This is a genomic window from Sphingomonas sp. GW821-FHT03E12 (assembly GCF_059420685.1).
The window spans coordinates 418,336-439,991 of the sequence record NZ_JBWKUF010000003.1; the positions used below are offsets into that span (position 1 = coordinate 418,336).

Genomic DNA, 21,656 nt, shown 5'->3' on the forward strand with positions numbered 1-21,656 from the left:
ATCATTCCGTGCCCGGTTAAGAGTGCTGCATGGCGCTTGATCTGACCAACCACACCTTCAGTGATACCCTCGTCATTCTGGGGGCCGCCGGACTGGTCATCCCCGCCTTCACCCGCTTCAGGATCAGCCCGGTGATCGGGTTCATCCTGGTCGGCGCGCTGGTCGGCCCGGCAGGTCTCGGGCAACTCGTCCCGCAGCTCCCGTGGCTCTACTATGTCACGATCACCGATCCCCATTCGATCGAACCCTTTGCCGAGTTCGGCATCATCCTGCTGCTGTTCTCGATCGGCCTCGAACTTTCGTTCCGGCGACTATGGACGATGCGGACGCTGGTGTTCGGCGTCGGCGTTGCCGAACTGCTCGGTGCCGCGCTGCTGATCGGCGCAGGGCTCTATTTCCTCGGGCAGAACTGGGCCGGTGCGCTCGGCCTGGGGCTTGCGCTCGCCCTCTCTTCCACCGCGCTCGTCCTGCCCATCGCCGGCACCACCAGTGCGGTCGGCCGCTCGGCCTTTGCGATGCTGTTGTTCGAGGATCTGGCCCTGGTGCCGATCATCTTCCTGCTCGGCGCGCTCGCACCCGCAGCCGCGGACGCCGGGATCGGCGAGCTCGCCGGCGTGCTCGGCCGCGGCGCAATCGTTGTCGCGATCCTTTACGTTGGCGGCCGTCTCTATCTCCCGCGCCTGTTTGCCCAGGCAGCGCGGACCAAGTCTCCCGAACTGTTCCTCGCCGCCAGCCTGCTGGTGGTCATCGTCGCCAGCATGGCGACCACCGCGGTCGGCCTGTCCCCGATCGTCGGTGCGCTGCTCGCAGGGCTGCTGATCGCCGAGACCGAGTATCACAGCGAGGTCGAGGTGATCACCGCGCCGTTTAAGGGGCTGGCACTCGGCGTGTTCCTGATCACCGTCGGCATGCGGCTCGACTTACGGATGGTGATGCACGACTGGCCGCTGTTGCTCGCCGCGATCCTGGGCGTGATGGGGATCAAGGTGCTGGTCACCATGGTTCTCCTCAAGCTTTCGGGCGCACGCACCGGCACCGCGGCGGAGGCGGGCGTGCTGATGGCCAGCCCGTCGGAGACTACGCTGATCGTCCTCGGCGTCGCAGCGACGGCGGGATTGATCCTGCCTTCGACAGCCGCTTTCTGGACCACGGTCACCGCGATCGGCCTGACCGTCACACCATTGCTCGCCAAGGCCGGGAGCTTCGCGTCCCGCAAGCTGGAGGAACGCGATCTGGACGGGGAGGTCGCGTCAAACCCAGAAATCGTTCCGGGCGGCACGGTCATCATCGGCTTCGGTCGTGTCGGCCGCACCGTTGCCGACATGCTGAAGGCGCACGGCAAACCCTATATTGCGGTAGATGCCGATATCGATGGCGTCGCCGCTGCCCGGCGTGATGGATATACGGTGATGTTCGGCGATGTCGCGCGCAGCGAACTGGTGGACCGGCTCAACCTCGGCCATGCGGATGCACTGATCCTGACGATGGACGACCCGGTCCTAACCGTTCGTCTCACACGCCGGGTACGCAGCTGGGTGCCAACCCTCCCGATCATTGCCCGCGCCCGCGACACCGTGCACGCGGCCGAACTCTACAAGGCTGGTGCCACCGACGCGGTCCCTGAAACGCTCGAAAGCTCGCTTCAGCTCGCCGAAGCGGTGCTGGTCGATCTTGGTGTAGCGGTTGGCCCCGTGATCGCCTCGATCCACGAGAAGCGCGACGAAATGCGCAAGACGATCAAGGAGACTGCGGGGCTCGAACGCGAACCCCGCCTGCGCCGGGTACGAAAAGAGGCTGAGACCTAGCCCATCCGCGACCGGACGACGCGCTCCAGCACCGCCAGCGGCATCGCACCCTTGCGCAACACCTCGTGGAACTGGCGCGGATCCCAACTGGCACCCGCCTTGGCCTTGGCTTCGTCGCGCAGGCGCACCCAGACGGTGTGGCCGATCTTGTAGCTGCATGCCTGGCCTGGCCAGACGGTGTAGCGGTCGATTTCGCCCTGGCTGCGGCCGCGCGCGATACCGGTGACGCCGATGAGATAATCCGTGGCCTTCTCGCGGCTCCAGCGCTTGGTGTGCATCCCGCTATCGACCACCAGCCGGGTCGCGCGGAACAGCAGCGACTGGAGATAGCCGACCTGCCCCAGCGGATCGTTCTCGAACATGCCCATCTCGTCGGCGAGCTGTTCGGTATAGAGCGCCCAGCCCTCGCTATAGCCGCTGAAACCGCCGCGGCGGCGGATCAGCGGGATGTCGGGCGATTCGAGCGCCAGCATCACCTGCAGATGATGCCCGGGCACCGCCTCGTGATGCGTCAGCGTGGCGAGGCCGAATTTCGGCCGGTCGAACGTGTCGCGCAGGTTGATATAGTAGATGCCCGGGCGCGAGCCATCGAGTGTCGCCGCCTGATAATAACCGCCCGGCGCACCCGCCTGGATCGACGGGGGCACGCGGCGAACCTCGACCGGCGCCTTGGGCAGGGTCGCGAACTGCTCGGGCAGGCGCGGTTCCATCGCGCGGATCTGCTTGTTGAGCTCGGCGAGCAGCGCGGCACGCCCCTCGTCGGTGTTCGGGAAGAGCTGGTCGGGCCGCTCGTTGAGCGCCACCAGCCGCGCGCCGACCGTACCTTCGCTGATGCCCTGCGCCTTCAGGATCGTGTCGATCCGCGCGCTGATCTCGGCGACCTGCTCAAGACCGAGCTTGTGGATCTCGTCACCGGTCATCCGGACCGTGGTCGCAGCTTCCGCAGCGGCGGCATAATAGGCCTCGCCGTCAGGCAGCCGCCACACGCCCGCGTCGTGCACCGCCTTGCCGCGCAGCTCGGTGATGAGCGCGCGCTGGCGGTCGAGCGCCGGGAAGACCTTTTCCGTGACGATCTTCGCGGCCTCGGCTGCACGCTCGGGCGGCAGGTTCGCAGCCTTGAGCTTGGCTGCATAGCCGGTCACCAGTCCGCTTTCCGCGGCCGGCTTGTCACGCAGCGATGCGAATTGCTTGAGCGTCGTGTCGAGGATGTAGTCGGGCGCGAACACGCCGCGGGCCGCATCCGCCCGCTGGCGTGCGGTTTCCTGATCGATCACCGTTGCGAACGCGCCAAGCCGCGCCAGATAGGCGTCGGCATCAACGGCATCCTTCACGCGATGCTGGGTATCGAGGAAATCGGGGACCTCGCGATAGGCGCCGCTCAGCTGGCTCAGCCGGAATGGCACGAACCGCCCGCCACTGTCACCATAGGTGAACTGCTCGCGTCCGGCGACGCTCCGCTCGAGTTGATAGGTGACCACGTCCTGATCCAGCCGGGCATCCTCACCCAGCGTCTCGGACGCAAAGCCCCGCACCGCGGCCAACTCGCGCTTCGAACGGGCAAGGCTGCGCGCGTCATCGGCAGGTGAGCGCCCCGAAAGCTGCGACTTCAGCGCCACATTCTTGCCCGTGTCGAGGCCGAGCGAGGTCGCGCCTTCCGGATTCTCCGCCAGCCGATCATTGAAGATCGCGTCGAGCAGCGCGCGGAACTTGACGTCCCCGGTACCACCTGCAGGCTTCGCCTGGCGAGCGGTGGCAGGCAACGCGGCAACCAGCGCCGCAGCGCCAGCCGAACCAACAAACGAACGGCGGCGCATCGGCATCTGGTTATCCCCCTGTATCAAGTCAGTTGTTGAGCGCGGGCACCTGGCGCACGCAAGCCGCCAGCGCCGCATTGGTCGCGCCATCTTGCGCCCGCAGCCGCGCTTCGGCTGTAGCACCGTCGCGCGCAACCTCGGCCTCGACCATCTTGGCAGTCTTGCCCGCGGCGCGCCCGGCATCGGACGCCGCCATGCCCCAGAAGATCGTATGGTCGAACAGCGCCGATTCCTGCGGCGTGCCCTTGCCGATCTTGGCAGCGGCATTGGTCAGCGCGGCGCAGCGAAGCGCCTCGGGATAGGGTGGTACTTTGCCCTGCGCCGAAACGCCGGGGCTTGCGAACAGGACCGCAGCGGCAGCGGCGGTCAGGAAAACACGGTCAGGCAGCTTCTTTCTCCTCGGCAAGCGCGCCCTTCACGGCTTCGATCGCGGCCGGGCCGTTTTCGCCCTCCGGTCCGCCACCCTGCGCCATGTCCGGGCGCCCGCCGCCGCCCTGCCCGCCCAGCGCGGCAACACCACGCTTGACGAGCTCAACGGCGCTCAGGCTTCCGGTCAGGTCATCGGTGACGCCGACCGCAATCGCTGCACGCCCTTCATTTACCGCGACAAAAGCTACCACACCTGAACCGATACGGCCCTTCGCCTCATCCACCGCGCCACGCAACGCCTTGGGATCGAGTCCGTCGAGGATCTGCCCGACAAAGTTGACGCCGCCGATCTGTTCCGGTCCTGCGGGCGCCGCCGCACCGCCGCCACCGAGCGCCAGCGCCTTCCTGGCCTCCGCCAGTTCCTTCTCGAGCTTGCGGCGCTCGTCGACCAAGGCCGCGATGCGCCCGGGCACCTCGTCGGGCGAGGTCTTGAGCGTCGCGGCGACCTCACGGAGCTTGGCGTCGCGATCGGCCAGCCACAGTCGCGCGGCTTCGCCGGTCAGCGCCTCGATCCGGCGCACGCCGCTCGATACCGCGCTTTCGCTCACGATCTTGAAGATCGCGATATCGCCGGTGGCGCGGACATGGGTGCCGCCGCACAGCTCGACCGAATAGCGTTTGTCGGTGACCCGGCCCATCGAGAGCACACGCACCTCGTCGCCATATTTCTCGCCGAACAGCGCCAGCGCGCCCGCTGCGACCGCATCGTCGGGGGTCATCAGCCGGGTGTTGACCGCCTCGTTCGCGCGAATCTCGGCGTTCACCTCGGCCTCGATCTCCGCAATCTCCTGCGCGGTCAACGCGGAGGGATGCGAGAAGTCGAAACGCAGCCGGTCCGGCGCCACCAGGCTGCCCTTCTGTGTCACATGTCCGCCGAGGCGGTTGCGCAGCGCCGCATGCAGCAGGTGCGTTGCCGAGTGGTTGGCGCGGATCGCGTCGCGGCGCGCGACGTCGATCGCCAGCCTCACCGTATCGCCGACCGCCAGCTCGCCGCTCTCGATCGTCGCATGATGCGCATGCAGGCGGCCCAGCGGCTTGCTGGTGTCGCTCACCAACGCCTTCACCTTGTCGCCGCTGACGACGCCGGCATCGCCCATCTGGCCGCCGCTCTCGCCATAGAAGGGCGTCTGGTTGGTGAGGATGAAGACCTCATCGCCCTGCCCGGCCTTGTCGACGCGCGCACCGTCCTTGACGATCGCGACCACCTGGCCCTCGCCATCGGTCGCGGTGTAGCCGGTGAATTCGGTACCGCCGAGTTCCTCCGCAATGTCGAACCAGACATCGTCGCTGGCCTTGGCCCCCGAACCCTTCCACGCGGCCCGCGCGGCATCCTTCTGCCGCTTCATCGCCGCGTCGAAGCCGTCACGATCAACCGCCATGCCCTGCGGACGCAGTGCATCCTCGGTCAGATCATAGGGGAAGCCATAGGTGTCATAGAGCTTGAACGCGGTCTCTCCGGACAGCGTGTCGCCCTCGCCCATCCCCGACGTCGCTTCGTCGAGCAGCTTGAGCCCGTTCGCCAGCGTCTGGCGGAAACGGGTCTCCTCCTGCAGCAGCGTCGCCTCGATCAGCGGCTGTGCGCGGACCAGTTCGGGATAGGCGCCGCCCATCTCGGCCACCAGCGACGGTACCATCCGGTACATCAGCGGCTCTTTCGCGCCCAGGATATGGGCGTGGCGCATCGCGCGGCGCATGATCCGGCGGAGCACATAGCCGCGCCCTTCGTTCGCGGGCAGCACGCCGTCGGCGACCAGGAAACCGGCCGAGCGCAGATGATCGGCGATCACGCGATGGCTCGCCTGATGCTCACCCGTGGTCGAGGCGCCGGTCAGCGCCCCGCTCTCCGCGATCAGTGCCTTGAAGACGTCGATGTCGTAATTGTCGTGGACGCCCTGCAGCACAGCCGCGACGCGTTCCAGCCCCATGCCGGTGTCGATGCTGGGCTTGGGCAGCTCGCTGACGATCTCGTCATTCTCCTGCAGATACTGCATGAAGACGAGGTTCCAGATCTCGACGAAGCGGTCGCCATCCTCTTCCGGGCTACCCGGAGGGCCGCCCCAGATATGGTCGCCATGGTCGTAGAAGATTTCGGAGCACGGCCCGCACGGCCCATCCGACCCCATCGCCCAGAAATTGTCCTTGGTGGCGATGCGGATGATCCGCTCTTCGGGCAGGCCCGCGATCTTCTTCCACAGATCGAACGCCTGATCGTCGGTGTGATAGACGGTCGCGGTCAGCTTGTCCGGCGACAGCCCCCATTCCTTGGTGAGTAGCGTCCACGCATGCGTGATCGCCTGTTCCTTGAAATAGTCGCCGAACGAGAAGTTGCCGAGCATCTCGAAGAAGGTGTGGTGGCGCGCGGTATAACCGACATTGTCGAGATCGTTGTGCTTGCCACCCGCGCGGACGCACTTCTGGCTGCTCGCCGCAGTCGAATACGGGCGCGTTTCCAGACCCGTGAAGACGTTCTTGAAGGGTACCATGCCCGCATTGACGAACATCAGCGTCGGGTCGTTGTGCGGCACCAGCGGCGCCGAAGGCACGCGCGCGTGCCCCTGGCCTTCGAAATAGTCGAGGAAGCTGCGGCGAATATCGTTGGTCGAAGTCATCGCGCCGACTTAGGGGCGCACGGCGCTTCGCTCAAGCGAAACACTTCGATCAGGCTGATTGGGACAGTTTCATGAGGGCAGCCGCACCACGCGCACTGATCCGATAGCCGGTTTCGAGCGAAATCGTCAGGCCGCGATTCTTGAGTTCGCGGACCCGGGCCTTGAACCGGTCGCGCGGCATGCCCAGCGGGCCCGCGATGTCAGCCGCGCGTGTTTCCGGCGCTTGCTCAATGGCTCTCAGGATCGGCAACGCCCAGTCGATCCGCTCCAGCCAGGCCAGAATGTCGGGTTCGACGTCCGTCTGTTCGCGCAAAGTCTCTCTGGAATCGTGATCGATTCCCGCCAATTCGATGCGGTACAGGTCACCAGTCCGGCTATTGAGCTCCCGCAATAGGGCATCGCGGTCCGCATAACCCGCCGCGATCGCGTCGTCGGCGCCAATCGTCTCGAGCCCGATCCGCTCGACCTGTCCGAACCGCACAACCCCGTAGGCGGTGCGCTGGGTACCGCCGGTTGTTGCCGCCGCGCTGCGCCAGCGCCGAAACGCGAGGGTGACGGTGCCGCTCGCGATTCCTTCCAGCGTGTCGCGGCGGAACAGCATCGGTCAGATCCGATCGATCTCAGGCTGGGGTTCGGAAAAATAGCGCGGCGCCGTCTTGGTCATATGGAAGCAGTCCTCCAGCCGCACCCCGAACTTGCCCGGCAGATAGATGCCCGGTTCGTTCGAGAAGCACATGCCGGCGGCCAGCTTCACCGTCTCGCCTCGCACCAGGTTGATCGGCTCATGTCCGTCCATGCCGATGCCGTGCCCGGTGCGGTGCGACAGACCCGGCAGCTTATAGTCCGGCCCATAGCCAAGCGAGGTGTAGTAGCGCCGCACCGCGTCATCCACCGCGCCCGCCGGCGTCCCGATCTGGGCCGCGGCAAAGGCGATTTCCTGCCCGCGCTTCATCTCGCTCCAGACCTTGCGCTGCTCGGCCGTGGCTTCGCCATGAACGAAGGTGCGGCTGATGTCGCTTTCATAGCCATGGACCCGCGCGCCGCAGTCCATCAGCACCACCTCGCCCTTCACCACCCGCTGCGGCTTGCCGGTGCCGTGCGGATAGGCAGACGCCTCGCCCAGCAGGATCAGGTTGAACGCGACCTCGCCGCCCAGCTTGCGCGTCGCGGCGCTCATCAGCGCGGCGATATCCTGCGATGTCATCCCCGCCTGAACCTGCGGGTGAGTCCAGCGATAGGCGGCGATCGTCACATCGGCCGCCTTCTGCATCAATGCGATCTCGGCCGGGGTCTTGATCATCCGGCATCCGCGCACAACCGAATTGGCGGAGACGATCAGCCGCGCATCGCCGATCGCCTGTGCGAGCCCCGTTACCGCAAAGTGGCGCACGGTCTCCTCGATCCCGATTCGATGGTTGTGCAGCTTCTTCTCGCGCAGCCAGCCCGCGATCACCGCGAACGGGCTCTCATGCTCCTGCCACACGCGCACCTGCGCCGGTACGCCGAGCGATTCGCGGACCGATGGCTCTTCGAAGAACGGGGTGACGATCATCGGATCGCCCTCTACGGGAATCACCGCTGCGGTCAGCCGTTCGCTGCGCCCCCAGCGCACGCCCGTGAAATAGAGCAGGCTCGACCCCGGCTCGATCAGGACCGCGCCGATACCGTTCGCCTTCATCAGCGCCTGTGCGCGGGCAAGCCGCGCACGGCGCTCCTCGGGCCCGATCGGGATCGCATCCGCCGTGATATTTTTCAGTTCGACGGCAGAGGGTTCGGCGCTCTGCAGGACTCTAGCATGAGCAACGAGGGGTGCCGCAGCGGCGGCGGCGAGCAGCGTTCGGCGGGACAAGATCATGATCACCAGCGATAGGGCTCTTGACCCGCACGCCGCAATCCCCTGTCTAGGCGCCGCAACGAGGGGAGCCCAATGGCCAAGAAACTGACGACATTTATCCTGATCGCGCTGGTATTAGGTGCGATTGTGGGCCTGGGGCTCCATTACGGCATCCACCAGAGCTACGGCGCCGATTCGGCCGGCGCCGAGACGCAGCTCAAGAAGATCGCCGACTATTTCTCGATCATCACCGCGATCTTCCTCAACCTGATCAAGATGATCATCGCGCCGCTGGTCTTCGCCACCTTGGTCGCGGGCATCGCGCATATGGGCGACACCGCGGCGCTCGGACGCGTCGGCGGCCGCGCTGTCGCATGGTTCATCTGCGCCAGCCTCGTCTCGCTCACCCTCGGCCTGATCCTCGTCAACCTCTTCCAGCCCGGCGTGGGGCTCAACTTCCCGCTGCCGCCGGTCGATGCCGCAAGTGGGGTCGAAAAGGCCGCGTTCAACCTCAAGGACTTCTTCACTCACGTCTTCCCCAAATCGGGGATCGAGGCGATGGCGAAGAACGAGATTCTTCAGATCGTCGTCTTCTCGCTGTTCATCGGCGTCGCGATCACCGCGGTCGGCGAAAAGGCCAAGCCGCTGGTCAGCGCGGTCGAGGCGCTGGTCCATGTGATGCTGCAGGTGACCAATTACGTCATGCGCTTCGCCCCCGTCGCGGTGTTCGCTGCGGTGGCGGCGACGCTGGCGGAACGCGGCCCGGCGATCATCGGCAACCTCGCCTATTTCATGGGGACGTTCTATCTCGGCATGCTGATCCTGTGGGCGCTGCTGATCGGCGTCTGCTATCTGATCGTCGGCAAGCGGACCACGCTGCTGGTCCGCTACATCCGCGATCCGCTGCTCCTCGCCTTCTCGACCGCCTCGTCCGAAGCCGCCTATCCGCGCACGCTTGAGGCCCTCGACCGTTTCGGCGTGCCGCCGCGTATCGCCAGCTTCGTGCTGCCGCTGGGGTACAGCTTCAACCTCGACGGCTCGATGATCTACATGACCTTCGCGACGATCTTCATCGCGCAGGCCTATGGCATCGACCTGACGCTCGGTCAGGAAATCACGATGCTGCTGGTGCTGATGGTCACCAGCAAGGGTATCGCCGGCGTCCCGCGCGCCAGCCTCGTCGTGATCGCCGCCACGCTCGGCTTCTTCGACATTCCGGAGGCTGGCCTGCTGCTGATCCTCGGCATCGACCATTTCCTCGACATGGGCCGTTCGGCGACCAACGTCGTCGGCAACGCGGTGGCAAGTGCCGTCGTCGCGAAATGGGAAGGCGGGCGCCTCGATCCGATCGAGCCCGCCGACGTGGAGCCCCCGCATGCCCCCACGGGCGGCGGCCCGGCGGTGGACGAGCAGAGCTTCAGCGAGTTCGGCAAACCGCCGGCGGGAGGTTCTCAGGCATAGGCATAGGGCCCGCCTGCAGCGAGCGCGGCCTGATAGGCAGGCCGCGCATGCGCCTTTGACAGCCATGCGATCGTCGCCGGGCGCGAGGCGTCCAGCCCCGCCCGGTTTCGCGCGGCTTCGAGCGGAAAGCTCATCATCACATCCGCCGCGCTGAAATCGTCACCGGCGAACCAGTCATGCTGCGAGAGGTGTGCCTCGACATAGTCGAGATGCACGTCGATCATCGGCTGGATCTTTTTCTGCGCCGTCTTGCCGAGCAGCGGCACGCGGCCGAGCACCAGCTTCACCAGCAGCGGCGGCATCAGCGAGCCTTCGGCATAGTGCAGGAAGTGCCGGTAACGAAGCACGGCGTCACGATGCGCGGGCGGACCAAGCCGCCCATCGGCCTTCTCGACCAGATACTCGATGATCGCGCCCGTTTCCGCGATGGTGCGGCCAAGGCCGCCATCGGCCTCGTCATCGACGATCACCGGCGACTTGCCGAGCGGATGCACCGCGCGGAGTGCCGGCGGGGCAAGCATCGTCGCCTTGTTCCGCTCGTAGCGTTCGATCCGGTAGGGCAGCCCGAGTTCCTCGAGCAGCCACAACACCCGCTGCGAACGCGAGTTTTCCAGATGGTGGACGGTGATCATCGGCCGGTCATCCTTGCTGACATCGTGCAAGGCTGCACTGCCCGGGCAAGGATGACCAGCGCCAAATCAGGCGCCAGCGACCTGCAGGTCCGCAGAATCGCCGACATGGCCAGCGGACGATCAGGGGCAGCCGCGTGCGTCCGCCCGTTCCGTCAGGAACCGCCCGCTGCCTCGATGCCGATCAGCTCGACGGTGAACAACAGCGTTGCGCGGCCCGGGATCGGGCCTCTCCCGTTCGGTCCGTACGCCAGCTCCTGCGGGATGGCGAACTCGACCTTGTCGCCCACGCCCATGAGCTGGACGCCCTCCGTCCATCCACGGATCACGCGATTGAGCGGGAAGGTCGCGGGCTGGCCACGCTTCACCGAGCTGTCGAACTCGACGCCGTCGCTGAAGGTGCCGGTATAGTGTACGGTCACGCGATCGGCCGGTCCGGGCCGCTGGCCGCTGCCGTCCCCCGCGATCCGACGCCACCGCAGCCCGCTGGGGGTGACATACCACCCCTTCGCTCCGTGACGTTCGGCCAGTGCAAGCATCTGGCGGTTCTGCCAGGCGACATCCTGCGAGCGATCGGGTTGAGGAACATCCTGCGCAGCAGCCGTGCCGGCGCCCGCCGCGATCGCGCAGCCCAACAGAAACGATTTCGAGATACTCCGCACCAGCTCCACCCTCCCGTTGCTCACGCGTGTTCGCGAGCCGTTCGCCTGAACAGCTATCCGATCGCCCGGCCATTCCCAAGCCGAAAGGCCCGGCGCGTGGGGCGCCGGACCTTCCGATGGGAACCAGTCCCGTGACCGCCGCCGCTCGTCACGATACGGCGCGGCCTAATCCTGTCACCGTCCCGCCGCGCCTTACGAAGTTGACGAAATTACGCGGAACGGCATTCAAACTGTCACCTTTGTCGGCTCCGTCAGTCTTCCGGACCGTCGTCCTCGGCGTCGGGGCCAGTCATCATCTCTTCGGCGACCTGCGCAGTGCGGCTGCGGATCGCGGTCTCAAGCCGGTTGCAGACCTCAGGGTTCTCCTTGAGGAAGGTCTTGGCGTTCTCGCGCCCCTGGCCGATGCGGATGCTGTCATAGCTGAACCACGCACCCGCCTTCTCGACCAGCCCGGCCTTGACGCCGAGGTCGAGAATCTCGCCGATCTTCGAGATGCCTTCGCCATACATGATGTCGAATTCGACTTGCTTGAACGGCGGCGCGACCTTGTTCTTCACCACCTTCACGCGGGTCGCGTTGCCGATGATGTCGTCGCGGTCCTTGATCTGGCCGGTACGGCGGATGTCGAGGCGGACCGAGGCGTAGAATTTGAGCGCGTTGCCGCCGGTCGTGGTCTCCGGATTGCCGTACATCACGCCGATCTTCATGCGCAGCTGGTTGATGAAGATCACCATGCAGCGCGAACGGCTGATCGAGCCGGTCAGCTTGCGCAGCGACTGCGACATCAGGCGCGCCTGGAGGCCGACATGGCTGTCGCCCATCTCGCCCTCGATCTCCGCGCGCGGAACCAGCGCGGCGACCGAGTCCACCACCAGCACGTCGATCGCGTTCGACCGCACCAGCGTGTCGGTGATCTCAAGCGCCTGCTCGCCGGTATCCGGCTGCGAGACGATCAGCTCATCGATGTTGACGCCCAGCTTCTTGGCATAGACCGGATCGAGCGCGTGCTCGGCATCGACGAATGCGGCGACGCCGCCATTCTTCTGTGCCTCGGCGATGACGTGCAGCGCCAGCGTCGTCTTGCCCGAGCTTTCCGGGCCGTAGACCTCGATCACGCGACCGCGCGGCAGACCGCCGACGCCGAGCGCGATGTCGAGCCCGAGCGAGCCGGTCGAGATCGCCTCGACCTGCATCGTCTCCTTCGAGCCGAGCTTCATCGCCGAGCCCTTACCGAACGCGCGATCGATCTGCGCGAGTGCGGCGTCGAGCGCCTTCTGTTTATCCGAAGAAATCGCCATGTTTCCGTCGATCACCTTGAGGGAAGCTGCCATCCGAAGTCTCCGTCGCTAGAGGCTTTACGCCCCGCCTTCAACAGGCCTGTCATCACATTGTTGACGGTTGCGTATAGCATTTGTTCCACTAGAACAAGAGTGGAACGATCTTTTTTTGTTCTCATTTCCGCGGAGGAACGCACGTGACCGAACCGACCCGCTGCCGCTGGGCACAGGGCAATCCGCTCGATACCGCCTATCACGACGCCGAATGGGGCGTTCCCGTCCGCGATTCGCGGCTGTTGTGGGAAACGCTGATGCTCGAGGGATTCCAGGCCGGCCTGTCCTGGTCGACGATCCTCAAGAAGCGCGACGAGTTCCATGCCGCCTTCGCCGGATGGGATCCGGTGCAAGTCGCCGCGTTCGGCCCAGACGATGTCGAGCGGCTGATGGGTGATCCCGGGATCGTCCGTGCCCGCGCCAAGATCGAGGCCGCAATCGGCAATGCCCGCGCCTATCTCGCCTTTGCCGAACGGGGGGAGGATTTCGGCGACTGGGCCTGGGGCCTTGCGGGAGGCGAACCTGTGAAGGGCGACGGCGAGACCGTTCCCGCGAAAACCGGGACCTCCGAATCCATCTCCAAGGCGCTCAAGGCCAAGGGGTTCAAATTCGTCGGACCAGTGATCGTCTATGCCTGGATGCAGGCGGTCGGGATGGTCAACGATCATGCCGCGACCTGCTTTCGTCGGGATCAGGTCTGAAGCGGGGTTGACGCGAAGCCCTTCACGCAACATTTAAAGTTTCATGATTCGCGGCATGCGTGTGCCGCCAGTGTTTCGAAGGGTTTCCACCATGGCCGATAACGGCGAACAGCAATTCCTCGCCCATTTCGCAGATCCCCAGGCCGTCGCCAACTACGCCGAGAACCCGCCGCGCTACGTGCCCGGCTTTGCCGATCTCCACCGGATGACCGGCATCCTGCTCGCCGAGCGCGTACCGGAGAATGCCCACATCCTCGTGCTCGGCGCGGGCGGCGGGCTGGAGCTCAAGGCGCTGGCCGCCGCCTATCCGGGCTGGCGTTTCACCGGGGTCGATCCGGCGGGCGCGATGCTCGACCTCGCCGCGCGCATGCTCGGCCCGGACGTGCACCGCGCCGAGCTGATCGAGGGCTATATCGACGACGCCCCGCCCGGCCCCTTCGACGGCGCGGTGTGCCTGCTCACCCTGCACTTCCTCGGCGAAGAGGAGCGCATTCGCACCGCCGCGGCGATCCGCGAGCGGCTGAAACCCGGCGCGCCGTTCGTCGCCGCGCATGGCAGCTATCCGCAGGACGAGACGCGGGAGCACTGGCTCGATCGCTATGCCGCCTTCGCCATCGCCTCGGGCGCGATCCCCGAACAGGCTTATGGCGCACGCGACGCGGTGAGCGCAGCGGTCAACATGCTCGCGCCGGAGCAGGACGAGGCGGTGCTGCGCGCCGCGGGCTTCCACGACGTGACGCCCTTCTATGCCGCCTTCACCTGGCGCGGCTGGGTGGGGTACGCCTGACGCTTGCCCTGCGGCTGCGTTCGCGCGATCCTGCGCGGCCATGAACGACACCCTCTCCGCTTTCATCGCCGGCCTGCCCAAGGCCGAACTTCACCTGCATATCGAGGGGAGCCTCGAGCCCGAGCTGATGTTCGCGTTGGCCAAGCGCAACAAGGTGGCGATCCCGTTCGACAGCGTCGAGGCGGTTCGCGCCGCCTACAGCTTCAGCCGGCTGCAGGATTTCCTCGACATCTATTATGCCGGGGCGGACGTGCTGCGGACCGAACAGGATTTCTACGATCTGGCTGATGCCTATTTCGCGCGGGCGGCGGCGGACGGTGTCGTCCATACCGAGATCTTCTTCGATCCGCAGACGCATACCGATCGTGGCATCCCGTTCCAGGTCGCCGCCGACGGGCTGCTCGCCGCGATGCACGACGCCGAGGGGCGGCATGGCCTGAGCTCGAAGCTGATCCTCTGTTTCCTGCGCCACCTCGACGAGGAAGCGGCCTTCGCCACCCTCAAGGCAGCCGAGCCCTGGCTCGACCGGATCGAGGGCGTGGGCCTCGATTCGTCCGAGGTCGGCCACCCGCCCGAGAAGTTCGCGCGCGTCTTTGCCGCGGCAGGCGATCTCGGGCTCAAGCGCGTTGCCCATGCCGGCGAGGAAGGCCCGCCCGACTATGTCTGGCAGGCGCTCGACCTGCTCGCCATCGACCGGCTCGACCATGGCAATCGCAGCCTGGAGGATCCGGTGCTGGTGAAGCGGCTGGCCGACGAAGGGATGACGCTCACCGTCTGCCCGCTTTCCAACCACAAATTGTGCGTGGTGGACGATATGGCGAACCACCCGATCGACCGCATGCTCGGTGAAGGGCTCCGCGCAACGATCAACTCGGACGATCCCGCCTATTTCGGAGGCTATGTCGCGGACAACTACCGCGCGGTCGCGGCAGCGCGCGGGCTGGGCAAGACGGAACTGGCGACGCTGGCGCGCAACAGTTTCACCGGATCGTTCCTCGATGAGCGCGCGAAGACCGCGCACCTCGCACGGCTCGATGCGTTCGTGGCGGCCAACTGATGCCCGTCTTCACGCCCATCTCGCACGAGCAGCTCGTGGCGGACGTGCTTGCGATTGCCGCAGCGATCCATGCCGATCGCAGTTGGAGACCCGATTTCATCATCGGCATCGGCCGTGGCGGCCTTTCGCCTGCGGTCTATCTGAGCCACGCGACGGGCATGCCGATGCTCTCGGTCGATCACAGCTCGCAGGTCCATGATTTCGCCGATGCGCCGCTCGAACGGCTGGCGGAGCGCACCCGTGCCGGCGAAAAACTGCTCTTCCTCGACGATATCAACGATAGCGGCGCGACCATCGCCAAGCTGCGTGCCAAGCTCGCAGAGGCGGGAGCGATCATCGGCGCGATCCGGTTTGCGACATTGCTCGACAATGCGACGTCCAGCCAGCGCGTCGAATATGCCGCGCGCGCGATCGACCGTAGCGTGACCAAGGACTGGTTCGTGTTTCCGTGGGAAGCGGTGGCCCCTGCGGCATCGATCGCGGCGGATGCGGCCGAAATGCCCGGCCGGATCGCCTAGAGGCCTGCCAGGGCCTGCTCGATCGCGTCCATCGTAAAGGGCTTGGCCAGGATCGGCCGATGCCGGTGCCCGTCGATGATCATGTCGTCGCCGCCGCCGGTCGCGACGATGAACGGAACCCCCGCCGCCGCCAGTGCATCGGCAACCGGCCAGCATTTCTCGCCGCCATTCAGGTTCACGTCGACGATCGCCGCGTCGATCCCGCCCGCTGCGACCAGTAGCAGGGCAGTCGAGACGCTGTCGGCGACGCCCGCGACCTGCCGGCCAAGGATATCCAGATAATCCTCCAGCATCATGGCGATCAGCGGCTCGTCTTCCACGACAAGGATGCGGGTATGCGCGGTCATTGCGATCGAACTAGCCGAGAGAAGCAATTTTCACCAACCACTTATTTCGCGGTCAACGCACTGCGCGCGGCTTCCGCAAGTTGCTGGACTGAAAAGGGTTTGGGCAGAAAGGCGACATTGTCGAGGTCGATCGACTTGCGCAACTGTTCCTCGGCATAGCCCGACATGAAGATGATCTTGAGGTCAGGATAGCGTTTGCGGGCATGGCGGACCATCGTCGGGCCGTCCATCGTCGGCATCACCACGTCGGAGATCAGCAGGTCGGGCTTGGCGCTGGTCTGGAGCAGCTCCAGCGCTGCCTCGCCATTCTCGGCGGTCAGCACCGTATAGCCCTGCCGCGCCAGCGCGCGCTCGGCCACCGCACGCACCATCGCCTCGTCCTCGACCAGCAGCACCGTGCCGCTGCCCCACAGGTCGCCTTGCACCGGCTTCACCGCCGGGGCCTTGGACCCGGCATCGCCAGCGGAATCGACGGGGAGGTAGATGGTGAAGACCGCGCCCCTGCCCTTCGGGCTCTCGGCGAAGATGAACCCGCCCGACTGCTTGATGATGCCGTAGACGGTCGACAGGCCGAGCCCCGTTCCCTTCCCCACTTCCTTGGTGGTGAAGAACGGCTCCCAGATATGCGCGAGCACCTCGGCCGAAATGCCGGTGCCGGTGTCGGAAATGCGGAGCGCGGTATAGTCGCCCACCGGAAGCACATCCTCGTCCATCGCCCGCACTTCGTGCGCGGGGACGCCGAAGGTCTCGATGGTCAGCGTGCCGCCGCCATTGGGGTTCTTGGTCAGCATCGCATCGCGCGCGTTGACCGCAAGGTTGACCACCACCTGTTCGAGCTGCCCCGGATCGGCGCGCACCGGGCCCAGGTTGCGGCCGTGGTTGACGACCAGCTCCACCGTCTCGCCAAGCAGGCGCTTGAGCAGGTTCGAGACCTCGGAGATGACGTCCGGCAGCTGCAGGATTTGCGGCCGCAAAGTCTGCTGGCGCGAAAAGGCGAGCAGCTGGCGGGTCAGCGCCGCGGCGCGGTTGGAGTTGATCAGGATCTGCTGGATGTCGTCATAGTCGCTGTCGCCGGGCGCATGGCGCATCAGCATCAGGTCGCAATGGCCGATCACCGCGGTCAGGATGTTGTTGAAGTCGTGCGCGACGCCGCCGGCGAGCTGCCCGACCGCCTGCATCTTGGTCGCCTGCGCCACCTGGCGCTTGAGCCGCCCTTCCTCGCCCGCGTCGCGCAGGCTCAGCAGCACCGCCGCCTCGCCCAGCCCGCGCGCGGCGGCGATCGAGATGGCGACGCCTTCGTCCGGCGCCTCGGCAAAGCGTACCGTCATGTCTGCGGAATGCGCCGCGCCGCTAGCGAAACGGCGGATCGCGTCGGCCAGCGCTGCCTTGTCCTCGCGCACCACCAGATCGCCCGGATAGATGGGCGGATTGGCCTGGTTGACATGCGCGGCGCGCACAAAGGCATCGTTCATGTGCACGAAGCGCCCGTCTGCACCGACCAGCGCGATGCCCGACGGCAGCAGCGAGATCAGCGAACGGACATGTGCGCCGGCGGTATCGCCGATCGCCGGCTGTGGGATCGCGAGCTCGTCATCAAGCAGCGCGACCAGCATCGGTGCATTGTCGCCGTCCAGGAACGGGATCTCCAGCACCCGCAGCGGCGTGCCCGACAGGCCCTCGCGCTCGAACCGGACGATGCCGAGATTGTCGGTGATCAGGAAGCGCGTGAAGTCGCGCCCCTCGATCATCGCATTCTCGTCGCCCATCGCGCGCTGGCGCGTCACGCGGTTGGCGGACCGGACGCGGCCATCGGCGCCGAGCAGCGCCATCATGATGCCGGCGCTGCCAAGGCGATCGCCCGAATTGCCTGCGACCAGCGCCTGTGCCTGCTTGGCCAGATCGACGACATCCGTGCCGGCAAAGCGCCACACCAGCATCGAATCGCCGACACGGGTGATATGCGCGGTCAGCTTGGTTCCGGCGGCATCGAACGCCCCGCTCGATGCCTGCCCATCGCGCCACGCGGTGCGGCCTGCGGTGCCGAGCTGGGCCGAGGCCCATTCGCCCGGCACGACGCCAGGCGGCGCGGGATAGGTCGGGAAGAAGGCGCCGAACCGCTCGTTGGCGCAGACCAGGCGCCCGGCGCGATCGGTAACCGCCAGCGCGTCGTTGCTCATCGAGGCGAGCATGTGCGCGACCGACCAGTCGATAGCCGGTTCTTCCTCCCTTGCCGCCGGCCAGAGCCTGACGACGAGGTAGGCGACACCGGCGATCGCCAGTGCCGCGGCAAGGAACCCCGCCGCCACCATGATCGAACCGGTCAGGAGCAGCACGATCCCCGCCGCCGCGGCACCCGCAGCGATCGCGATGATCAGCGGCGCTGCGGCGGAACGGGGGTCGCTGGAAAGGAGAGCGGGACGCGAGGCCATTACTCCCCTTTTCCGCTCCCCTGCGCTCCGGTCAAGCGTTCAGCGCCAGCCGGAGCCGCAGGTTGCGCTCACCAGATGCGGACGCGCTTCGCAGGTGCCAGATACAGCTTCTGACCGTCCTTCGCACCGAACGCACCGTACCAGGGGTCAAGGTTGCGGACGACCCAGGCGCGCTGGATCGACGGGCTGTGCGGGTCGGTCAGCAGGCGCGCGCGAAGATTGGCCTCGCGATAGTTGCGCCGCCAGATCTGTGCCCAGCCTAGGTAGAAGCGCTGGTCGCCGCTGAACCCGTCGATCACCGGCGCCTTCTTGCCCTTCAGCGAATGCTGGTAGGCGTCATGGGCGATGGTGAGGCCGGCGAGGTCGCCGATATTCTCGCCCAGCGTGAACTCACCCTTCACATGCTCGCCTGGGAGCGCCTCATAGGCGTCGTACTGGGCGACCAGCGCCTTGCTCGCCGCCTCGAACGCCTTGGTATCGGCCGGGGTCCACCAGTCGGACAGCTCGCCCTTCTCGTTATACTTGGCGCCCTGATCGTCGAAATGATGGCTGATCTCGTGGCCGATGACTGCGCCGATCCCGCCATAGTTGACCGCCGGATCCGCCTTGGGATCGAAGAAGGGGGGCTGCAGGATCGCGGCCGGGAACACCACTTCCATCATCCCGAAATTGGCATAGGCGTTGATCGTCTGGGGCAGCATCCCCCATTCCCATTTGCGCACCGGTCCGCCCAGCTTGTCGATCATGTACTGGAAGTCGAACTGGTTGGAGCGGACTGCGTTGCCGAACAGGTCGTCGCTCTTGACCTCAAGGCCCGAATAGTCGCGCCAGCGGTCGGGATATCCGACCTTGACGGTGAAGTTCTTGAGCTTCGCCTTGGCGCGCGCCTTGGTCTTGGGCTGCATCCATTCGAGCGCGTCGATCCGCCGCCCCATCGCGTCGAGCACGTTGGCGACCAGCTTGTTCATCTCGACCTTGTACTCGGCCGGGAAGTAGCGCGCGGCATATTCCTTGCCGACCGCCTCACCCAGCACGCCTTCGGTGAAGCTCACCGCACGCTTCCAGCGCTCTTCGCGCTGCGGGGTCCCCTGCAGCGTGGTGCCGTAGAAGGCGAAATTCTCATTCGCGACCGAATCGGGCAGATAGTTGGCCAGGCCGCCCAGGCTGCGCAGCAGCATCTGATCCTTGAGCACCTCAAGCGGCGCCTTGTCGAGGATGTCGGCGGTGCCCTTCACCGCGCTCGGCTGGCCAATCAGCACGTCGGTGATCTTCGGGCTGATCGCCTTGAGCAGCGCCGGCATGTCGAGGGTCGGGCTCCCGAACTGCGCGGTCTGCGCCAGCGTGAACTTGTTGTAGCCCTTGACCGCGTCCGACGCGTCCTCACGGGTCCACTGGACCTTGGCGATCTGGGTCTCCAGATCCATCACCGCCTTGGCGCGCGCCTCGGCATTGTCCTCGCCCGCCAGCGTCAGCATCTTCGCAAGGTGCGCGACATAGGCCGTGCGGATCGACGCCATCTTGGGGTTGTCGAGCAGGTACATGTCACGATCAGGCAGACCGGTGCCGCCCTGGTAGATGGTGAAGATGTAGTTCTCGGGATGCTTGTCGTCCTGGCCGACATAGCCGCCAAACGGGCCGTTGATGCCCATCTTCGCCGCTTCGACCACCAGCGCCGAGTAACCGGCCTTGCTGTCCAGCGCCTTGACCTTGGTCAGCCAGGGCTGGATCGGCGCCAGTCCGCGATACTCGACCGACGCCGTGTCGAGATAGCTGGTATAGGCGCGGCCGATCGCGCTGTTCTTGTCGTCCTTCACCGCGTCGAGAATCCCGCGCACGCGCTGCTTCGACAGGTCGTCCAGCGCGGTGAACATGCCGTAGTTCGACTTGTCTGCCGGGATCGGCGTGCTCTTCGCCCAAGTCCCGTTGGCGAAGGTGTAGAAATCGTCGCCGGGGGCCGCAGTCTTGTCCATGCCCTTCTCGTCGAAGCCGAACGTGCCGAGCTGAGGCTTCGAGCCGGTTTCGGCGGCCGGAGCGGGCGCCTCACGCGCCGAAAGCGCTGTCGCCGTGCCCGCGATTGCGGTGCCGGCAAGAAGGATGGAAGTAACGAGAAGACGCATCATGCACCTATGGACAAGAGTCGAGATGCGCGTGTCTTACGCCGATGATACGCCCGATCAAGTCTCGCGTGTTACTGGCCGCCAATAGCGGCCGCGCGCTCTTTCTTCCGCTTGCGCCATTTGTTGGCGATCCACAGGCGCCAGCCCACCGCGCTGATCACATAACCCAGGATCGACGAGATGATCGTGATCGTCACCAGTCCGGTGATCAGCGCCGGCCCGGCTTCCGACCACAACCAGTTGAGCCAGCTGTCGTTCGCAACATGAGTCGCGATCGGCTGTCCGGGGACGGTCGCGTCGAAATGCAGGATCTTGCGTCCGACCCAATAGGCGAACGCCCAGAGCGGCGGGGTGGTGAAGGGATTGGTCAGGAACGTCGTCAGCGAGGCAACCGGGATATTCGCCCGGAACGGCAGCGCCAGCAGCGCGGAGAAAAAGATCTGCGCGACCGGGATCATGATCCCCGTCACCATGCCCAGCGCGACACCACGCGGCACCGACCGGCGAGTGAAGCGCCAAAGCTCCGGCGCCAGCACGCGATGCGCCACCGGGCGCAGGAAGCGGTTCGCCTCCAGGCTCTCGCGGGTGGGCATGTTGCGATCCGCCCATGCCCGTACCCGCTCCCAGAAGGTCGGCTTAGCCACGGTCGCGGAGGAGCCTTCCCTGTTCACGCTTCCAGTCACGTTCCTTGATGGACTCACGCTTGTCGTGCGTCTTCTTACCCTTCGCCAGCGCCAGCTCCACCTTCGCGCGGCCGCGCGAGTTGAAGTAGATCGACAGCGGCACCAGGGTCATCCCCTCGCGCGCTACCGCGCCATGCAGCTTTTCTATCTGCCGCAGATGAAGGAGCAATTTACGGGGACGCTTCGGCTCGTGGTTGAAACGATTTCCGTGGCTGAATTCGGGAATGTTGGCGTTGACCAGCCAGGCCTGTTCGTTGCGGATCTCGGCATAGCTTTCCGCGATCGACCCCTCGCCGAAGCGCAGCGCCTTCACCTCGGTGCCCTGAAGCGCGATGCCGGCTTCGTACACGTCCTCGATGAAATACTCGAAGCGCGCCTTCCGGTTCTCGGCGACGATCTTCTTCTTGTCGAATTCGGTGGGACGCGGACGGGCCATAAGGAGG

The 21,656-nt window shown here is 65.9% G+C and carries 19 protein-coding genes; 6 read left to right on the forward strand and 13 right to left on the reverse strand.

Translation table 11 applies throughout. The annotated features are described in order from the left end of the window. The first annotated feature begins 29 nt into the window (after positions 1-29). Entirely contained in the window at positions 30-1,805 is a 1,776-nt protein-coding gene (locus AC07TU_RS11680; RefSeq protein WP_495188074.1) for a cation:proton antiporter domain-containing protein, read from the forward strand. Here the strand turns inward: AC07TU_RS11680 and AC07TU_RS11685 are convergent. The 5 genes from AC07TU_RS11685 to AC07TU_RS11705 are packed head-to-tail and all read right to left on the reverse strand — an operon-like array spanning position 1,802 to position 8,512. Next, the gene (locus AC07TU_RS11685) at positions 1,802-3,619 is read right to left on the reverse strand and encodes a DUF885 domain-containing protein (protein WP_495188075.1); all 1,818 of its coding nucleotides are present in this window, start codon (positions 3,617-3,619) and stop codon (positions 1,802-1,804) included. The two genes, AC07TU_RS11680 and AC07TU_RS11685, sit on opposite strands and share 4 nt — an antisense overlap. A gap of 28 nt (positions 3,620-3,647) precedes the next feature. Next, entirely contained in the window at positions 3,648-4,025 is a 378-nt protein-coding gene (locus tag AC07TU_RS11690; protein ID WP_495188076.1) for a hypothetical protein, read from the reverse strand. Beyond that, the gene (gene alaS, locus AC07TU_RS11695) at positions 4,000-6,657 is read right to left on the reverse strand and encodes an alanine--tRNA ligase (protein WP_495188077.1); all 2,658 of its coding nucleotides are present in this window, start codon (positions 6,655-6,657) and stop codon (positions 4,000-4,002) included. Before alaS ends, AC07TU_RS11690 begins: the two co-directional genes overlap by 26 nt. A gap of 49 nt (positions 6,658-6,706) precedes the next feature. Beyond that, the gene (locus AC07TU_RS11700) at positions 6,707-7,258 is read right to left on the reverse strand and encodes a hypothetical protein (protein WP_495188078.1); all 552 of its coding nucleotides are present in this window, start codon (positions 7,256-7,258) and stop codon (positions 6,707-6,709) included. Positions 7,259-7,261: 3 nt separating this feature from the next. Beyond that, complete coding sequence (locus AC07TU_RS11705) at positions 7,262-8,512, reverse strand: M24 family metallopeptidase (protein WP_495188079.1); 1,251 nt, start codon at positions 8,510-8,512, stop codon at positions 7,262-7,264. 72 nt (positions 8,513-8,584) lie between these two features. On the opposite strand from AC07TU_RS11705, the gene AC07TU_RS11710 reads away from it, so the two are divergent. After that, entirely contained in the window at positions 8,585-9,952 is a 1,368-nt protein-coding gene (locus tag AC07TU_RS11710; protein ID WP_495188080.1) for a dicarboxylate/amino acid:cation symporter, read from the forward strand. On the opposite strand, the gene AC07TU_RS11715 is transcribed toward AC07TU_RS11710, so the two are convergent. The 3 genes from AC07TU_RS11715 to recA all read right to left on the reverse strand — a co-directional run bounded on the left by AC07TU_RS11715 (position 9,943) and on the right by recA (position 12,574). Next, positions 9,943-10,584 carry a glutathione S-transferase family protein gene (locus AC07TU_RS11715; protein WP_495188081.1) on the reverse strand — a complete coding sequence of 214 codons (642 nt, stop codon included), beginning with the start codon at positions 10,582-10,584 and terminating at the stop codon, positions 9,943-9,945. The two genes, AC07TU_RS11710 and AC07TU_RS11715, sit on opposite strands and share 10 nt — an antisense overlap. 152 nt (positions 10,585-10,736) lie before the next feature. After that, complete coding sequence (locus tag AC07TU_RS11720; RefSeq protein ID WP_495188082.1) at positions 10,737-11,216, reverse strand: FKBP-type peptidyl-prolyl cis-trans isomerase; 480 nt, start codon at positions 11,214-11,216, stop codon at positions 10,737-10,739. A gap of 278 nt (positions 11,217-11,494) precedes the next feature. After that, a complete protein-coding gene (recA, locus tag AC07TU_RS11725) occupies positions 11,495-12,574 on the reverse strand; it encodes a recombinase RecA (protein ID WP_495188083.1) in 1,080 nt (359 codons plus the stop codon). Positions 12,575-12,717: 143 nt separating this feature from the next. On the opposite strand from recA, the gene AC07TU_RS11730 reads away from it, so the two are divergent. From AC07TU_RS11730 to AC07TU_RS11745, 4 genes are all read left to right on the forward strand, one after another. Then, positions 12,718-13,275 (forward strand): DNA-3-methyladenine glycosylase I, encoded by a 558-nt coding sequence (locus AC07TU_RS11730; RefSeq protein ID WP_495188084.1) that lies wholly within the window; start codon positions 12,718-12,720, stop codon positions 13,273-13,275. Positions 13,276-13,366: 91 nt separating this feature from the next. Continuing rightward, positions 13,367-14,062, forward strand: a complete 696-nt coding sequence (locus tag AC07TU_RS11735) for a class I SAM-dependent methyltransferase (protein WP_495188085.1) — start codon at positions 13,367-13,369, stop codon at positions 14,060-14,062. A 40-nt stretch (positions 14,063-14,102) separates the two neighbouring features. Next, on the forward strand, positions 14,103-15,119 hold the full coding sequence (locus AC07TU_RS11740; protein ID WP_495188086.1) for an adenosine deaminase: 1,017 nt from the start codon (positions 14,103-14,105) through the stop codon (positions 15,117-15,119). Continuing rightward, positions 15,119-15,637, forward strand: coding sequence for a phosphoribosyltransferase (locus AC07TU_RS11745; protein ID WP_495188087.1), 519 nt, complete (start codon positions 15,119-15,121; stop codon positions 15,635-15,637). The genes AC07TU_RS11740 and AC07TU_RS11745 overlap by 1 nt, the downstream gene beginning before the upstream one ends. Here the strand turns inward: AC07TU_RS11745 and AC07TU_RS11750 are convergent. From AC07TU_RS11750 to smpB, 5 genes are all read right to left on the reverse strand, one after another. Beyond that, the gene (locus tag AC07TU_RS11750) at positions 15,634-15,984 is read right to left on the reverse strand and encodes a response regulator (protein ID WP_495188088.1); all 351 of its coding nucleotides are present in this window, start codon (positions 15,982-15,984) and stop codon (positions 15,634-15,636) included. The genes AC07TU_RS11745 and AC07TU_RS11750 overlap by 4 nt on opposite strands. Positions 15,985-16,025: 41 nt before the next feature. Next, complete coding sequence (locus tag AC07TU_RS11755) at positions 16,026-18,413, reverse strand: response regulator (protein ID WP_495188089.1); 2,388 nt, start codon at positions 18,411-18,413, stop codon at positions 16,026-16,028. A 68-nt stretch (positions 18,414-18,481) separates the two neighbouring features. Next, a complete protein-coding gene (locus AC07TU_RS11760; protein WP_495188090.1) occupies positions 18,482-20,530 on the reverse strand; it encodes a M13 family metallopeptidase in 2,049 nt (682 codons plus the stop codon). A 71-nt stretch (positions 20,531-20,601) separates the two neighbouring features. Continuing rightward, positions 20,602-21,123 (reverse strand): DUF2062 domain-containing protein, encoded by a 522-nt coding sequence (locus AC07TU_RS11765; RefSeq protein ID WP_066575275.1) that lies wholly within the window; start codon positions 21,121-21,123, stop codon positions 20,602-20,604. A gap of 43 nt (positions 21,124-21,166) precedes the next feature. After that, positions 21,167-21,649 carry an SsrA-binding protein SmpB gene (gene smpB, locus AC07TU_RS11770; protein WP_495188091.1) on the reverse strand — a complete coding sequence of 161 codons (483 nt, stop codon included), beginning with the start codon at positions 21,647-21,649 and terminating at the stop codon, positions 21,167-21,169. Positions 21,650-21,656: the final 7 nt, after the last annotated feature.

Bases quoted from the DNA above. Each gene is read 5' to 3' on its own strand.
- AC07TU_RS11740 (WP_495188086.1), top strand. From the start codon at position 14,103: ATGAACGACACCCTCTCCGCTTTCATCGCCGGCCTGCCCAAGGCCGAA.
- AC07TU_RS11715 (WP_495188081.1), bottom strand. From the start codon at position 10,584: ATGATCACCGTCCACCATCTGGAAAACTCGCGTTCGCAGCGGGTGTTG.
- AC07TU_RS11750 (WP_495188088.1), bottom strand. From the start codon at position 15,984: ATGACCGCGCATACCCGCATCCTTGTCGTGGAAGACGAGCCGCTGATC.
- AC07TU_RS11705 (WP_495188079.1), bottom strand. From the start codon at position 8,512: ATGATCTTGTCCCGCCGAACGCTGCTCGCCGCCGCCGCTGCGGCACCC.
- AC07TU_RS11680 (WP_495188074.1), top strand. From the start codon at position 30: ATGGCGCTTGATCTGACCAACCACACCTTCAGTGATACCCTCGTCATT.
- AC07TU_RS11685 (WP_495188075.1), bottom strand. From the start codon at position 3,619: ATGCGCCGCCGTTCGTTTGTTGGTTCGGCTGGCGCTGCGGCGCTGGTT.
- AC07TU_RS11735 (WP_495188085.1), top strand. From the start codon at position 13,367: ATGGCCGATAACGGCGAACAGCAATTCCTCGCCCATTTCGCAGATCCC.
- AC07TU_RS11765 (WP_066575275.1), bottom strand. From the start codon at position 21,123: ATGCCCACCCGCGAGAGCCTGGAGGCGAACCGCTTCCTGCGCCCGGTG.
- alaS (WP_495188077.1), bottom strand. From the start codon at position 6,657: ATGACTTCGACCAACGATATTCGCCGCAGCTTCCTCGACTATTTCGAA.
- AC07TU_RS11710 (WP_495188080.1), top strand. From the start codon at position 8,585: ATGGCCAAGAAACTGACGACATTTATCCTGATCGCGCTGGTATTAGGT.
- AC07TU_RS11700 (WP_495188078.1), bottom strand. From the start codon at position 7,258: ATGCTGTTCCGCCGCGACACGCTGGAAGGAATCGCGAGCGGCACCGTC.
- AC07TU_RS11760 (WP_495188090.1), bottom strand. From the start codon at position 20,530: ATGCGTCTTCTCGTTACTTCCATCCTTCTTGCCGGCACCGCAATCGCG.
- smpB (WP_495188091.1), bottom strand. From the start codon at position 21,649: ATGGCCCGTCCGCGTCCCACCGAATTCGACAAGAAGAAGATCGTCGCC.
- AC07TU_RS11745 (WP_495188087.1), top strand. From the start codon at position 15,119: ATGCCCGTCTTCACGCCCATCTCGCACGAGCAGCTCGTGGCGGACGTG.
- AC07TU_RS11755 (WP_495188089.1), bottom strand. From the start codon at position 18,413: ATGGCCTCGCGTCCCGCTCTCCTTTCCAGCGACCCCCGTTCCGCCGCA.
- recA (WP_495188083.1), bottom strand. From the start codon at position 12,574: ATGGCAGCTTCCCTCAAGGTGATCGACGGAAACATGGCGATTTCTTCG.